This window comes from Effusibacillus dendaii, assembly GCF_015097055.1.
GTDB classification, from domain to species: domain Bacteria; phylum Bacillota; class Bacilli; order Tumebacillales; family Effusibacillaceae; genus Effusibacillus; species Effusibacillus dendaii.
This window is the reverse complement of record NZ_AP023366.1, coordinates 1,946,197-1,960,815: the sequence shown is the minus strand read 5'-3', so window position 1 is coordinate 1,960,815 and position 14,619 is coordinate 1,946,197. Positions and strand designations below refer to the sequence as shown.

The 14,619-nt window shown below is 44.4% G+C and carries 15 protein-coding genes and 2 pseudogenes; 12 read left to right on the top strand and 5 right to left on the bottom strand.

Annotated features, from left to right (window positions below):
* Nucleotides 1–226 precede the first annotated feature (226 nt).
* A complete protein-coding gene (locus skT53_RS10635; RefSeq protein WP_200756738.1) occupies nt 227–670 on the bottom strand; it encodes an Hsp20/alpha crystallin family protein in 444 nt (147 codons plus the stop codon).
* Between the two features lie 325 nt (nt 671–995).
* On the opposite strand from skT53_RS10635, the gene skT53_RS10630 reads away from it, so the two are divergent.
* The 3 genes from skT53_RS10630 (at nt 996) to skT53_RS10620 (ending at nt 3,553) form a co-directional block, all read left to right on the top strand.
* The gene (locus skT53_RS10630; RefSeq protein ID WP_200756737.1) at nt 996–1,313 is read left to right on the top strand and encodes a hypothetical protein; all 318 of its coding nucleotides are present in this window, start codon (nt 996–998) and stop codon (nt 1,311–1,313) included.
* On the top strand, nt 1,237–2,292 hold the full coding sequence (locus tag skT53_RS10625) for an MFS transporter (RefSeq protein ID WP_200756735.1): 1,056 nt from the start codon (nt 1,237–1,239) through the stop codon (nt 2,290–2,292). Before skT53_RS10630 ends, skT53_RS10625 begins: the two co-directional genes overlap by 77 nt.
* A 127-nt stretch (nt 2,293–2,419) precedes the next feature.
* The gene (locus skT53_RS10620; protein WP_226375183.1) at nt 2,420–3,553 is read left to right on the top strand and encodes a VIT1/CCC1 transporter family protein; all 1,134 of its coding nucleotides are present in this window, start codon (nt 2,420–2,422) and stop codon (nt 3,551–3,553) included.
* A 65-nt stretch (nt 3,554–3,618) separates the two neighbouring features.
* On the opposite strand, the gene skT53_RS10615 is transcribed toward skT53_RS10620, so the two are convergent.
* Nucleotides 3,619–4,374, bottom strand: coding sequence for a maleate cis-trans isomerase family protein (locus skT53_RS10615; protein WP_200756733.1), 756 nt, complete (start codon nt 4,372–4,374; stop codon nt 3,619–3,621).
* 137 nt (nt 4,375–4,511) lie between these two features.
* Between skT53_RS10615 and skT53_RS10610 the strand changes: the two genes are divergently transcribed.
* Nucleotides 4,512–5,147: a GntR family transcriptional regulator gene (locus tag skT53_RS10610; protein ID WP_200756731.1), complete on the top strand. Its 636-nt coding sequence runs from the start codon at nt 4,512–4,514 to the stop codon at nt 5,145–5,147.
* A 146-nt stretch (nt 5,148–5,293) separates the two neighbouring features.
* Here skT53_RS10610 and skT53_RS10605 read toward each other — a convergent pair.
* Both skT53_RS10605 and skT53_RS10600 read right to left on the bottom strand, forming a co-directional pair.
* Nucleotides 5,294–6,347 (bottom strand): annotated as a pseudogene (locus skT53_RS10605) (RNA-guided endonuclease InsQ/TnpB family protein).
* Nucleotides 6,348–6,351: 4 nt separating this feature from the next.
* Nucleotides 6,352–6,698: pseudogene (locus skT53_RS10600) on the bottom strand (transposase).
* A 343-nt stretch (nt 6,699–7,041) separates the two neighbouring features.
* On the opposite strand from skT53_RS10600, the gene skT53_RS10595 reads away from it, so the two are divergent.
* The 6 genes from skT53_RS10595 (at nt 7,042) to skT53_RS10570 (ending at nt 12,061) form a co-directional block, all read left to right on the top strand.
* Nucleotides 7,042–7,695 (top strand): M14 family metallopeptidase, encoded by a 654-nt coding sequence (locus skT53_RS10595; RefSeq protein WP_226375439.1) that lies wholly within the window; start codon nt 7,042–7,044, stop codon nt 7,693–7,695.
* A 115-nt stretch (nt 7,696–7,810) separates the two neighbouring features.
* A complete protein-coding gene (locus skT53_RS10590) occupies nt 7,811–8,026 on the top strand; it encodes a response regulator (protein WP_200756727.1) in 216 nt (71 codons plus the stop codon).
* Between the two features lie 99 nt (nt 8,027–8,125).
* Nucleotides 8,126–8,404, top strand: coding sequence for a hypothetical protein (locus skT53_RS10585; RefSeq protein ID WP_200756725.1), 279 nt, complete (start codon nt 8,126–8,128; stop codon nt 8,402–8,404).
* A 109-nt stretch (nt 8,405–8,513) separates the two neighbouring features.
* Nucleotides 8,514–8,804 (top strand): sensor histidine kinase, encoded by a 291-nt coding sequence (locus skT53_RS10580; protein WP_200756723.1) that lies wholly within the window; start codon nt 8,514–8,516, stop codon nt 8,802–8,804.
* Nucleotides 8,805–9,060: 256 nt separating this feature from the next.
* Nucleotides 9,061–10,023, top strand: a complete 963-nt coding sequence (locus skT53_RS10575; RefSeq protein ID WP_200756721.1) for a tyrosine-type recombinase/integrase — start codon at nt 9,061–9,063, stop codon at nt 10,021–10,023.
* Between the two features lie 349 nt (nt 10,024–10,372).
* A complete protein-coding gene (locus skT53_RS10570) occupies nt 10,373–12,061 on the top strand; it encodes a methyl-accepting chemotaxis protein (protein WP_200756719.1) in 1,689 nt (562 codons plus the stop codon).
* 118 nt (nt 12,062–12,179) lie between these two features.
* Here the strand turns inward: skT53_RS10570 and skT53_RS10565 are convergent, their stop codons facing one another.
* Nucleotides 12,180–13,412 (bottom strand): MFS transporter, encoded by a 1,233-nt coding sequence (locus skT53_RS10565; protein WP_200756717.1) that lies wholly within the window; start codon nt 13,410–13,412, stop codon nt 12,180–12,182.
* A gap of 139 nt (nt 13,413–13,551) precedes the next feature.
* Between skT53_RS10565 and skT53_RS10560 the strand changes: the two genes are divergently transcribed.
* Nucleotides 13,552–14,136: a CGNR zinc finger domain-containing protein gene (locus skT53_RS10560; RefSeq protein ID WP_200756715.1), complete on the top strand. Its 585-nt coding sequence runs from the start codon at nt 13,552–13,554 to the stop codon at nt 14,134–14,136.
* A gap of 232 nt (nt 14,137–14,368) precedes the next feature.
* On the top strand, nt 14,369–14,599 hold the full coding sequence (locus tag skT53_RS10555) for an N-acetyltransferase (protein WP_200756713.1): 231 nt from the start codon (nt 14,369–14,371) through the stop codon (nt 14,597–14,599).
* The last annotated feature ends 20 nt before the right edge of the window (nt 14,600–14,619 follow it).

Below are 14,619 nucleotides of genomic sequence, written 5' to 3'. Positions count from 1 at the left end.
TCCAAAGGAAACAGTACTTTACAAATATGAGCTGTCAGGTAACCAGAATCAAAGAGCTATCGCTTATGCAAAAAAAACCAAAACGCTGCATTTGACGGTCTAAACGTTCGTAGTAAGGGACGGAAGTGGAAATGAAGTTAGGTTGGCACTTTTGCAATCGGCGTCTCGGAATCCATGAAAAAGACCAATCCACAACGGATTGGTCGTATCTGTAAAAACGATGCATTTAATGGAACTCCACATCAATTCTATTCTTGGTATCAGCTTGCAACTTAGGCATATGAATTTCCAGAACTCCATTTTTGTAGGTTGCTTTAACACCTTCCGAAGCAACACGAGATGGCAAGGTAACAGAGCGTTGAAAACGGCCAACAAAACGTTCTTGCCTATGCATATGTTCTTCCTTTACTTCGCTCATCCTGTTAATAGTACCACTAACAGTAAGTATGTTATTGTCAATGTCAATATTCACATCTTCCTTCTTCTCCAACCCCGGAATATCACATGTGGCCACTACTTCATGTTCCGTTTCATGAATATCAATACTGGGTGTGCCGAAAGTTTGACCAAAACCAGTTCTTACTGTAGGAAAATCTGTTGTGAAGAAACGGTCCAACTCACGTCTCATGTTTTCAAGATGGTGGAAGGGTTCATAAGGAATTAATGGCATATAAAAGTACCTCCTGAATGGTGTTTTTACAGGAGTATGTTTACCGAATAATTGTGTTTTATTCAGATATTGGAATCGAAACGGAGGATTATCAGTTCAGACCGACAAATAAAAATGACCGGTAGAAACACTTCTACGGCCATTTTTTTAGCAAATTATATACGAAAAAACATGAAAATTCAAGTCTGTACATTTGTATACAGAATACGGTATTCTTATTTTATAAAAAATCAGATAGTTGTAAATGAAAGCGTTAACAACTCGTGGGGTGTGTTATGCACTTGAATGGGACAAGTGTTGACGAGAGAGAACAGGAGGATCACTTATGGAAACAAACGCAGTTGTGAATACACCCGTAACAAAAAAAGGAAACGCCTATCTGACCTTGATTGGTACATGGGCAGGATGGTTGTTTGATGCGCTGGACGCGGGGATTTTCAGTTTCGTCATCATGGCAATTGCCAAAACTTTCAAAGTAGGTTTGAACGATGTCGTTTCCACAGTTGCCTGGTTTTTGTTAGCAACGGGCATAGGTGGTTACTTGCTAGGGAATATTTCAGACCGCATTGGTCGCAAAAAAAACGCTTCTCTTATCTGTATTGGGTTACGGATTAGGTACTTTGGCGTGTGGATATGCACATAGTGTGACGGAATTAAACATCTACCGCTTTATTGTGGGGATCGCTGTCGGTGGGCTTTGGTCAGCTGGTGCCGCATTGATTTCAGAAATATGGCGCCCCGAAGGGAGAGCTAAAGCACTGGCGTTCATGCAAACCGGATGGTCGGGCGGCAATCTCTTGGCTGCGATTTTTGCCTGGACCATTTTGAACCCGAGTGATCCCGAGTCGTGGAGAACGTTGTTTATATACGCGAGTATCCCAGCGTTTGCAACTTTGTTATTTATCTTATTCTTTGTGAAGGAATCGCCTGTTTGGCTTGCCAATCGTGGATACGTAAAGCAGACCAAAAACGCAGGGCTGTTTGAAATCTTTAAACCGGAACATTTAAAAGTTACGATATTGGCTCTGCTGATTTCCATCTTAGCGATGCTTGGTTATTGGATCGTTATGACGTTTGCTCCGTCCTTCTTGCAAAATGTGCTTGGCATCCGTATTGACCAGGCGCCAGTGTTCCTTGTTTGGACAGGAATTGGCGGTATTATTGGATACATTGTATATGGGTATATGGCAGAATCATGGGGCCGAGTGAAAGCTTTTGCGTTTTTCTTTTTTGGCATGACGATAATGGTTCCCGTCTTTACCTACACCGCGAGCCACATGCCATTGACTAACGGGAAATTGATACTCACGGGAGGCAATGTCATATACTTGGGCATTATCTCTGCATTGCTCGGATTTTTCACGGGCTACTTCAGCGGATTTGGAGCTTGGTATTCCGAGTTGTTTCCAACCAGCATTCGTTCAACGGCCGCCGGCTTCTGCTTTAACTTTGGACGTGTTGGATCGATTGCGGGCATTAAACTCGTTCCGATCTTGCTGACAACCTTTTCGCTTCCGTTCTCGGTAGCAATTTCAATTGCAGCCATTGCTTACTTTATTGCAGGTTTTATGGTCTTTACGATTCGCGAAACGAAGGGAACTGAACTTACAAGCGGGAATTAACTCACGATAGATCAAAGTATCAAGGCCTTACAAAAAAAAATCCAAAAATAAAAGGTAAGCACATATTAGGTAACGTATAATATGTAGGCTTACCTTTTTTCTACCGTTACAGGAGGTGATTGTTTTCATGGATTCAAATCTTGATCTCAAAAAGAAACTTTTGATTGAAAACTGGCGGCGCGAAATGGAAGCTGTACAACTGTATGAACTGGCAGCGAGGCAAGAGCCAAACCCGAAAAAACATAATATTTTGCTTCGTCTTGCGGAAATTGAGAAGGAACATGCGATATTATGGGAAAAGCAATTAACCGAACTCGGATACGATTTGTCTCAACTGCCTGTTATCAAAGTGCCTAATGATCTAAAGACAACCAATTTGATGAAAAAATTGTTCGATATTGAACAGAGTAATGCAACGTGGTACCAATCGCAAAGAAACCTGTTGGCTGATGAAAACTTACTGCAAATTCTAGATAAAATTGAAGAAGATGAAGCGGAACATGAAACTACAGTAAATTCGTTAACTCGATCCACTCCAAGTATTTCGAACGTGTTAAACAACATTTGGAGGAAAGAACGTTGGCATAAACAGAAAACGGGAGATTGGGTGGGAGATGCCATCTATGGTGTAAATGATGGACTCGGGGCTATTTTTGGCATTATCGCAGGGGTCGCGGGTTATACGAACGATAGCCATACTATACTCGTATCCGGATTTTTCGGCGCTCTTGCCAGTACGTTATCGATGGGCGCGGGAGCATGGCTTGCAACAAAATCGGAAAACGAGCTTATGGAGAGTGAACTTATACACGAACGACGTGAGGTACAAGAAGATCCGGAACACGAAAAGGAAGAGCTGGCCCTGTTATATGAATTAAAGGGGTTTTCACAAGAAGAATCGAAACAGATCGCAAACCGGATTGCCAGCGACCCTGAACAATTCGTTAAGGCCATGGCACAAGAGGAATTGGGAATTCATGAATCGACTGCTGCTAACCCATGGACTTCTGCTCTTTACGGTTGCATTTCCACTTTCATAGGAGGAATTATTCCGCTGATCCCGTTCTTCTTCTTATCGGGGTTACCTGCTATGGTGACGGCAGCCGTAGTAAGCATATTGGCCCATTTTGCAGTAGGGGCTGCGAAAAGTCTTATCACGGTAAGAAGTTGGTGGGCGAGTGGATTAGAGATGACTGCCGCCGGTATTATCGTCGGGGTTGTATCGTACGGGCTGGGTTTACTCGGGACTCTCCTATTGTAAAAGGCAGTTTCGCAAAAAAGAGGACCGCTTCAGCTATCGAAACGGTCCTTGTTGGTATATGGTTCTTAGTATTTTCCGGAGAGCAAATGTCCAGCATTCGGCACAACAGCCTTCAGATTAAGCGTTTTGAGGATTTTATAGACGGTAGAAGTAGCAGCGGACAAGACAGGCTTGCCGATTTGATCCTCTACTTTTTGGATAGCGGCCAAAGAAGGCATCTGGACACAGGCGGACAACACGACCGCATCTGCTTGACTGTGATCCAGTCTTTTTACGATTTCAAGCAGATTCATCGGATCTTGACGGCCAACTTCCAGGTTATCCGGAATTTCAAGGCTGATCGAGTCCGTGACCTCGATATCGCTGGAGGTAATGTACTCAATGACTGTGTTTGTCAGCGGCTTCATATAGGGTGCAATTAAAGCGATCTTCTTTGCGCCGATCGTATGGATGCCGTCGACAAGAGCGCCTGCACTGCTGATTACAGGAGCGGCTCCGCCGTTTTCAACCGTTCGTTTCGATAGACGTTCTTCAGAAGTTTTGTGATAGCCAGGTCCTTGACACATGATCGCGACCAAACATGCATACGCAAGAACATCACAGCGTGCATCGGACAGTTCAACTGCGCAACGATCGCTCTCAACGTCCATGGCTTTCAACTCTTCAGGATTAACGTGCATCATGCGCATCCGGCTCGAGTGGAAAGTGAAAGTTTCCTCCTGAATCTGCTTCATGCGCCATTGCAGCATCATCGGAATTTCTGTTTCCATGGTAGTATTTGAACTCGGAACAATTAGACCAATACGGTAATGTTTAGACATCGAATTGACCACCTTTCTAATTGGGTACTAACATAAGAATATCGTATTCTGTATACAAAGTACATAGTGTTTTTTCTGTCGGAAAAAAAGTATAATGTGAATAGGTTTATCTGTATTTTGGAGGCTCGGAGATCGCTATGAAAATGCAAATTCGAAAGTATGAACCAATGCATCAGCAAGCCTACGAAATTCTCCGCAATATGATTATAGAAGGTATACTTACGCCAGGGACGAAACTTGTTGAGGAGAAACTGGCTGCCCAAATGGGAGTCAGCAGAACCCCGATTCGTGAGTCGATTAAGCGTTTGGAGCAAGATGGTCTTGTCCAGGAAAATATGGTGATCGAGCCTTCCGAAGATGATTTGCGGGATAGCTATGAGATTCGAATGTTGCTGGAGGGGTATTCCGCGCGCTGTGCAGCAGTTTCTTTTACGGAAGCGGAGAAAAAGGAACTCCAAAAAACAGTGCAGCAAGCGAAAGAGGGTTCGTTTGAAGAGGCATTAAAAGCGAACACCGTTTTTCATGATCTTATTGTTAAGGCAAGCGGGAATAAACGGATGATCGATGTGCTTGAAAAGATGAGATCACTGATCCTCCTATGTCGTCACCAAATCGTAAAAAGCCACCCATGCTTGCATGACGAGCATGACAAAATTTGTGAGGCGATTTCTTCCGGTGATGCAGATGCTGCGGAGAAATTGATGAAGGAGCATCTTCATCACAACATGGAAGAATATATGCGGGGACTCAAAGCAAGATCTAATGAGCATTGAGACTCCCACCCCTAAAGGGGCAAGCTGCCACCTTCGGTATCAGTGGGATTCTTGGGTGGTAGACGGAAGTGCATTTCTGCTATCCGTAGTTCCCAAAAGTTCAGGGCTGTCTCATCAGTCCGTCCTGGCGCAGATCGTATAGATCGCTAGGCTGGCAGACTGTTATCATCTGCCACAGGTTGGTTCAAGATATTGATTGCACCAACCCGATCACGATGAGTATTGAATCCGCATGAACATCTGTACCTTCGGTCTTTTGCTTTCTTCTTCTTCCCACATACCGGGCATGTTTGGGATGTGTACGTTGGATTTACTCCCTCTACACGAATACCGACAAGGTTTGCCTTGTAGGAGATGAACTGCTGAAGTTGATAGAAAGCCCAACTATACAGATTCTTGCGTTTTTACGGCTTGTTCTTGCCGTTTTGCGAATATTCTCCAGTCGCTCAAGCTTTATCATGGATACACCTTCTTGAATCGCCATGTTGACAATTTGACGACTCATCTTGTGGTTCTGATCTTTCATCGAGCGTTGTTCCTTGTTTCCTAACTTTCGGATGGCTGACAACTTTTTGAGTTTCCCTAATTTACGTCTACGTTGTTGGTGCTTTCTTCGTATGTACTTGTTCTGTTTGCCGTTCCCGAAGAAGCGAGTTTTTCCTGTCGAAGTTGCAGCAACAGCAGGAACTTTCAATCCAAGATCAATGCCCATGATATTTTCACTGTTTGATTTGCTTGTTGGTACTTCTAACGAAATTGAGCGTACCATTTGCCCGACTTTTCAACCACTCGCATCAATCCAAACTTGGCATTTTCTAACAACTCCCTGTCCCGACGAGTCGTTGTAGCCCGAAACGCCGTTTCCTTTGTCTTTCCATCTACAACGATAGGAAAAGCAATTGTATTTTCGGATATAGAGTAGTTTTGGTTGTTTACGAAGTATACGGGCTTTTTTAGAATCGGTCGAACACCCGGTTTCTTGATTTTACGAAAAACGCTTTTGGCATCACGAATGGCTTGATTACAAACGGCAGCTGGAAGTATTGTTTCTACATCTTTTGTAGTCACCTGCGGAAATGCACCAAGTTGATCACCCTGCTCGGTTAGCTGTTTGACTACCCGAATATACTCTTTTCCCGGTTGATGAAGCACGTCTGGTTGTTCAGGAAAGATGCGAATCTTAACGGTTAAGGGTTGCATGTGTTCACCCCCTTTTCTTTTGTTCTTCCACATAACGCTTTACTGTTTCGTTTGATACGTTTCCTGCTGTACTTACGAAAAAAAAGCGTGTCCACAGACTGGGCAAATGAGCAAGATGCTTAAACTCTTGCCTTACTATTCGAGAGGTCACTCCGTTCACTTTTGCCATTACGTCTGATGGAGAATCAGTAGGAATAAACCAGTCATTCTTTTGGCATATTCAGCCCACAGTTCCTTGAATCGAGTTTCCACCTGTTCGACTAATACTTTTCTTCGATAACGAGGGCAGAAAACGAAATGGGAGTGAATGAGAGATACGGTGGTAGCTGTACGTCGATACTCTTGTCCCATACAACCATGGTATCAGTTTAATAATAAACTGCAACAAACAAACAAAAAGAAAAGCTGTCTTTCATCCCGCGATTAAAACCGTGGGCTTTCAGTCGGCAATTACTGTAAGCAACGATCCACCGATGGAGTTTGACCAAAAGAACGGGTTGAAGCAATGTTAGAAAGACTCGCTGGTTACAGGCGGGTCTTTTTTGTGATTTAAAAATGAAAAAAATGATGAGAAATGTCTTGGTAGAAATTATCCCATTTGTCCCTTCCCATTACGAATCCTCTAACATTTATTAGTAGAAGATTCAAAAAAGAAATCAGCGATCAGATGGAAGGGTGTGATTTCGTGCGCATAATGAAACACCGGTTAGCTATAGGTACTCCGTTTGAAACGGATTATTATGTTCTACGCGGAAGTATGAAAGGACCGGTTTGTATGATAACGGCAGGCATTCATGGCACTGAAATCGCCGGAGTGCTGGCTGCTCAAAAACTACAAACGATTCCCGTTAAAAAGGGAGTATTGATTCTCGTGCCAATGGTCAACGTACTGGCTTATAGACGACGTACCCGAGGCTATGCAGGATGTCCCGATTTGAATCGCACATTTCCTTACAAGGACGTTCGCAAGTCAAGTCATCCGCTGGCGGCGAATTTATTTCAATTAACGATGCGTTTCCGACCGGAATTTTGCATAGATCTCCATGAGGCAAACGGATTTTCCCGATTGGATAATAAAAAACTGGGGCAGTCGTTGATCTGCTATCCTGGGTCAGTGAACCTTGCAACACGGGTAACTCAACGTATCAACCGGTCGATTGTCCGTTCTGCGAGACGTTTTACGGTTCGTCAAGGCATTTTGCGGGGCTCCTTTCGTACGGCTGTCGGGCAGTTATTAGGTTGCCGGGCAATCACCGTCGAAACATCGATAAATTTGCCTCTTTCAGTTCGAATCAGATACCAAATGGATATTGTACGCAATTTATTGCGGGAGGCAGGTTTATTATAGTATGTACGGTTACAGTTCGTTTTTCATAAAATAAATAAACACATGGGTAAAGCGATTCGAACAGGAGATGGGAGCCATGCAAGGCGAAATCTAGCTTATTGAGGATGAAGCCAAAATGGCTCGGGTTCTGCAGTTAGAACTTCTGCATGAAGGATACAAGGTTCGTCTTGCGGAAGACGGACGGAAAGGGTTGGATCTCGCTCTTTCGGAATCCTGGGACAGACAAGTCGGGGAATTGGATATTTTATTGGAGAGCCAAGAACATGAGCTTAAAAACGAGATCGATCCTGTTGACCACGACTTGGCTGTTCCTAATTCTTGTCCTGTTTAATTTGAGTTAACCGATACACTTTTACAGAAGGATGAGATCCGCCATCCGGAACATTGGCAAGACTCCAACTTGTTGGAACGGTACCTCGGGTCCGACGAAATGACACGCATTATCGGGAAAGATTCAAGTCTCGTCAGAGAAATTTATTCTGACCAGGCTTTATTGAAAAAACTGTTCGTCTATCAAACGACTGCCCACTCGGAAATTGTAAAGATAGATCGGGAAATAGTAGGATATATGCAAGTTCCAATCATTCAAAATAACCAGCAAGTAGGTGTGCTGGAAGCCGGAAAATACTGGAATCCCTCGATAGTTACTTCGGTATGCTGCTCCCTGTTTAACTGTGCACTTCTGCGGGAATTATTGCCTTATCAGTGATTTGGAGTTTTTTTTATACAAAATCCTCTTGCGGCCGATTCATCATCTGGCAGGTACAATGAGAGACATACAAATAAAAGGTACCTTTCGCAAACTGGACGTTGTTTAAGTGTTGTCTACCCCGGAGAAAATCAAACAATTGCTGATCATCCTTTTGGACAATGCGATTAAATACAGTGACAAGGAGATTTGGCTGAGTATCGAAGCGGAGCAGCAAGTGGTAACGATCCATATTATCGACCAGGGAATCGGCATTGAAGAAGAAATTCCTCATGTGTTTGAACGTTTCTATCGCGTGGATCAAGCGAGAAATCGGAAAACGGGCGGCGTTGGCCTAGGGTTGGCGATAGCCAAAAAATCGTCGAGTTACACGCAGGATCAATCGAAAAATTTCCAGTAAAGAGGGAATCGGGACGAAACTGACTGTACGATTCCCAATCGAAAACCGTTCCAATCCCTAAGGAGCGGTCGGAATGGGTGAACTGCTGGAAGACTGCTTGTTAAGCGAATTGTGATGGACAGCTTTTATCTTTATGACGTCTTTGGGGCTGATACCAACTTTAATATGCTATATGGATCTTGTAGCGCTTCCGCAAGAACCTGAGTCGTACAAGACGAGTTGTTGTTCGACAAACAAGTCAGGAGGAGGAAAAGTAATGATACAGCAGGGGATCCTATCAATTGAGTCCTCCAATCAAATGGAGTACACCAAAGAGTATTCGGATGAACAAATTATCGGTATGTTTTTGGCCACACGGCAGCGATCTAAATATACCCTTCGCAACTATATGCGTGCCATCGTTCAATTTCGTCAATTTATCGCTTTCAAACCATTACGTGAAGTCACTTGGAAAGAAATTGAAATGTTTAAGATCTCCTTGGAGCAAGGATTTTGCAATAAGAAATATAGACCTCTGGCACCTGCTACAGTTGCCAGTATGATCGACCCGCTTCGCTCCTTATACAAATGGGGGAGCGACCCAAATATTGGAGTTTTCCCCCATAATCCTACAACATCCGTACACACACCTAAAGTACCGGTAACCAGCAAGAGCCACTATCTGACCAAGCGGGAGGTTGCCCATCTTATCAACCAACTGAAAAAACAGGGATACCGTGATTATCTGATAGGTTTGACTCTTGTTTTATTAGGCCTAAGGGTCTCAGAATTGGTTTCTATTCGGTGGGGGCATTTTCATACCGATCCTTCGGAAACTACGGTTTGGTTAACGGTAGTGGAGGGGAAGGGCGGGAAGCAGCGTGAAGTCAAAGTGCCGCGAACACTATGGAATCTGTTTCGCCAACTTCCTTTTTATTCGCAGCAACAAGAAAAAGATCGAGATGCAAATCAACTGTTGTTTCCTTTAACAATCAGACAAGTGGAGCGGATTATTCAAAGAGCCCGTGAACAAGGCAAGTTGGGCAAAAAAGTGACTCCGCACTGGCTGCGGCATACCAACGCTACACTAGCTTTACTTCGTGGGGCTTCATTGCAGCAGGTTCAGGAAACTCTTGGACATTCTCAAATCACTACTACCCAACGGTATTTACATACGGTGGAACAAATGAAAAAATCGGCTCCCGATTTTGTGGAAGATTATCTTAAAGATATATTTTAACAAATGAATTGCAATAATTTCGTAAAGTCAATTGTAAAGTTTTTCCTTTGGAATTATAATGTGAATTGTTAGGCTTGTCGAATTTAGTAAAAAAAACGTCGAACAACAACTCGTCTTGTACGACTCATTGTACAAACCTTTTTGTAAGCATTAAAGATGAAAATTCCTTACTGGAAGCTGTGAATCGATTATCGGCATGAATCAGAGATGAAAGTAACCTTGTGTAGCGAGCGGAATCTCAGCATAACTTACGGTCTCATTTGGGATACGTGTTGAATTTTGTATTGGATGTAATGCTGGAACGAGTTGCTCCTTGATACAAAAAATATAACGAATGAGGTGTCCTGTTATGAAGATGACGATCGGAAAAAAGCTGATTGGCGGATTCTTGGCCGTTGCACTCTTGCTAGGGATTGTAAGTGGAATATCCTACTACTCCATAAAAAAGATTGACAATTCCTATTCGGACCTCGTTGACAGGCGGGCAGCCGTCCAGGTAAATGCAAAAGACATTCAGGTGAATGCGATCCAACTAAACAGCAGTTTGCGTGGTTATTTGATGACACAAGATCAAACCACTTTGAAAAATCTGCAAACAGCCACTACAACCTTGGATGATTTGATCAATAAAACAATGAGTATGGTCACAACTTCGGATCAAAAAGACCTGCTTAAAAAACTGGGTCAATTAAACTCGCAGTTCAAAAACCAATCGGATCAAATCATAAAATTGATGCAAACAAATCCGGATGAGGCTATCCGAATAGCCAATAGTGAAGTAATTCCATTGGGAAGAGAAATGGGAACTCAAGCAAATGCAATGGCTGATCGGCAAGCGAAATTGATGGACGAAGGCAGTAAAGCCAACACGGCGATAGTCGATTCTACAACTGTAACCGTTCTTGTTATAAGCGTGATTGCATTTCTGCTGGCGATTGCGATCGGATTCGTCATTTCCCGTATGATCTCCAAACCGATGAGCAAGATGGCGGAAGCAGCCGAACGAATCGCTTCCGGAGACCTGACCGCGGACAGAATTAGAGTGAAGAACCGGGATGAGATCGGGGATCTGGCTAATTCCTTCAATCAAATGGTGGAAAATCTCCGCAGTTTAATCACGCAGGTTCGTTCCAGTTCCGAACAGGTAGCTGCCGCTTCCGAGGAATTAACGGCAAGTGCCGATCAGACTACGCAGGCGACGGAACAAATCGCTTCCGCAACGCAACAACTTGCAGCAGGTGCGGAAAGTCAGCTTCAAAGCGTTACAGAAGCAGCAACCGCTGTAAACCAAATGTCAGCGAGTATTCAGCAGATCGCCGCTAACAGTGAAGAAGTTTCAAAGCTGGCAGACAATGCGTCGAATTCCTCGGCAGATGGCGTAAAAGCAGTCAATGCGGTGCTCAGTCAAATGAATGAAATCAATGTATCAGTGCAAGAGACAGCGGCCATTATTAAAAACCTTGGCGCCCGTTCGCAAGAGATTGGCAATATTGTGGGGATGATCACCGATATTGCAAACCAAACCAATTTGCTGGCGCTTAATGCAGCGATTGAAGCGGCACGCGCTGGTGAGATGGGACGAGGATTTGCGGTTGTTGCAGACGAGGTACGCAAGCTCGCGGAACAATCCGGAAATTCGGCGCAGCAGATTGCGGAGTTGATCGGAGTGATCCAGAAAGAAACTGACAATGCAGTCGTTTCCATGCAACAAGGGGCTGAAAAAGTAACGGACGGGTTGGCAAAAACTCAGCAGGTGAATGATGCATTTTACACGATCAATGGAGCTGTGTCGGATGTAACCAGTAAAGTACAGGGAGTGTCATCTGCCATTGACCAGATGGCTGCAGGCAGTCAGCAGATTGTCAGAGTGATCGAGATTGTGACCAAATCTGCAGAAGACGGTGCCAGTGCGAGTCAACAGACGTCCGCATCCAGCCAGGAGCAATTGGCCACGATGGAGGAAGTCGCATCTTCGGCGCAATCCTTGTCCCGACTGGCAGAGGATATGCAAATGATATTGTCAAAGTTCAAGCTATAAGAGGGCGCGAAGATAAACCAGGGCCTTGCATTCCAGGTGCAAGGCCTTTTTGCTTTGATTATCGGAAATTCTGACTTCGAAGCGTGCGATACTCTAAGTGTAACTTTGGCTTCTTCTATTAATGCGCAACTTGTGTTTTTGTCTGCTCGCGTATCGGCGGTTCATGAAGCGCTGCAGTAAGCAGAGTCCCCATGATTAAAACGATTGCACCGGTCCAAAAGGGCAGAGTATAGCTCCCCGTAACTGCCCGGAGATATCCTCCCAGAAAAACGCCAACGGCTGCAAAAATCTGATGAAGCAACCACGTCGAACCTAGAATACTCCCCAGTGCGTTTGCACCAAATCGATCGCTGATAATTCCAGTGACAAGAGGAATGATAGGCATTGAAGAAATTCCATAGAGAATCGCAAATACATAGAGTTGCCAAATATTCGTGGACACAGCCAACCACGCAAGCGCTGCAGCACGGATCGTGTACAGCCATATTAGCAATGTTCTCTTTCCATAAGTTTTGGAAAATTGGCCTGTGATCCACATAGATACTGCGCTGGCGGCAGCAGAAATTCCAAGAAGCCGTCCGCCAAGTGCAAGCCCACCCCCCAGATCCGCGGCGAATTTAGGCAGATGGATGGTGACCATATACAGCGAGTATCCACAAGTAACAAACGCTAAACTGGCTAACCAGAATTCACGGCTGCGAATGGCCTCTGACAGCGGTGCGCTTCTGAGGGGCGTAACCGTTGAGGCGGGGTCCCCATCCGGTGTCTGACCAATCAATTGCGGTCTGTTTTTTGTTCCCAGGAGGACCGCCGGAACAATGATCAGCAACATGATTAACCCGAGTACAACAAATGCAATCCGAAAGTTGCTGTATGCGACCAGAATGCCGGTCAGGGGCAAGAGCAATAATTGTCCAATATTCATGCCCATTGAACTTCTGGCTAACATGATGGCACGCTTTTGCACATACCAACGGGAGACCAGGACCGAGTTGGCCATCGATCCGCACCCCGCAAATCCAACAGCTGTAAGAATGCCGTAATACACAAAAAACTGCCAGATTTGTGTGATCGTCGAACAGAGCAAGAATGCAACACCCATGAGTGCGGCACTCCCCGCAATGACCGGTTTCGGACCAAACCGGTCTATCATGCGGCCTATTATGGGCTGAAAAATTCCCCACGTCAGCATATTCAAGGAAACGGCGAGACTTAGAGTAGTCAAACTCCAGTCATACGTCTCATGGAGAGGAGAAAAAAATTGGCCAGCAGACAAATTTAGCCCGAATGCACCGACAAGGGTGAGGAAAGTTACAAAAACAATACGGGGGCCTAGAAAAGGTGTGTTCATAATATCTCTCCTTAACTAACCTCTTAATGTTGATTATTATGGTTAGTATAATAAGCGGTTTTAATTAACCTGTCAATCATATACTATGGAGTTAGTTTACTGTGCGAAATTATGTTTTGAACATACAGGAGGAAGCAAAATGTCTGATCGTGAGGAGTTTCCACTTATTTCCGGATACCTTTCAGTTGATCTGGTAAACACTGAGATTGTACGACGGGGTGTGCGCCATGATTTGCTGGAGTCTGAAGCGGATCTCATGTACTGGATTGAAACAATGCAAGAAAGAGGTGCTTTGTTCACCCAGCAGTTCGGTTGTGATGTAAACCGGTTGTCGTCGGTGGCTTTAGATTCGGTACGAGATTTACGCGTCTTTTTGAGAAAAGGATTTGAAAGAATCGCCGATGGGGGCCAAGTGGCGGAGGAATGGCAATTTCACTTGGAGCAGCGAATAGCGAAGGCGCCATTTTCGTACAAGATGATCTTGGAAAAACTGATTCCCATTCCAATCGGTCATCCGGCCGATGCACTAGTGTCCCTTATAGCGTTTGATGCATTGCGTTTACTGTCGACAGGAGATTTACTGACCCTTCACCACTGTGGAAACCCCGATTGTGTTTTATTATTTATGGACGCCAGCGGTCGGCGTAAATGGTGCTCAATGAAAATTTGCGGAAACCGAGTTAAAGTGGCCCGTCATCAAACAAGAAGAAGTGGAGGCAAGTGATAAAAGCACATACATTTCGCATTTTAACCGGCATATTCGTAACCGTTATCCGTATAGAAGGATAAAAGGATGGGAGATACGGACAAGGAGCATTTTCCCGGGCAGGGAGAAGTCTTCGGAAGCAGGGAATGACCCTTCCTGCTTCTTTCGTTTGTTGACGTATGCACATAACATCTGTTTACAATAAAACTTGGTGCCGTCTTCTCACCAATAAGATCAGGAGAGAATATGAATGAGCGATGTGAATACCTTACAGGTAAAAAAAGCTGCTATTTTAAACGATTTATTTGTTGCACCGGTTATGAGAGGGCAAAAAGTGGGAGAAAGACTGTTTCCAAACATGTTTGTCCTATATACGAAGCATGATTTTGCTTATATGACCTGGGAAACGGCTAAGGATAACCTGGTGCTCAATCGTTGTATGAGAAGATGGGGGACAACGCTCCAATTGGCTGCAGTATGAAATAAGTTAGGAATTATATC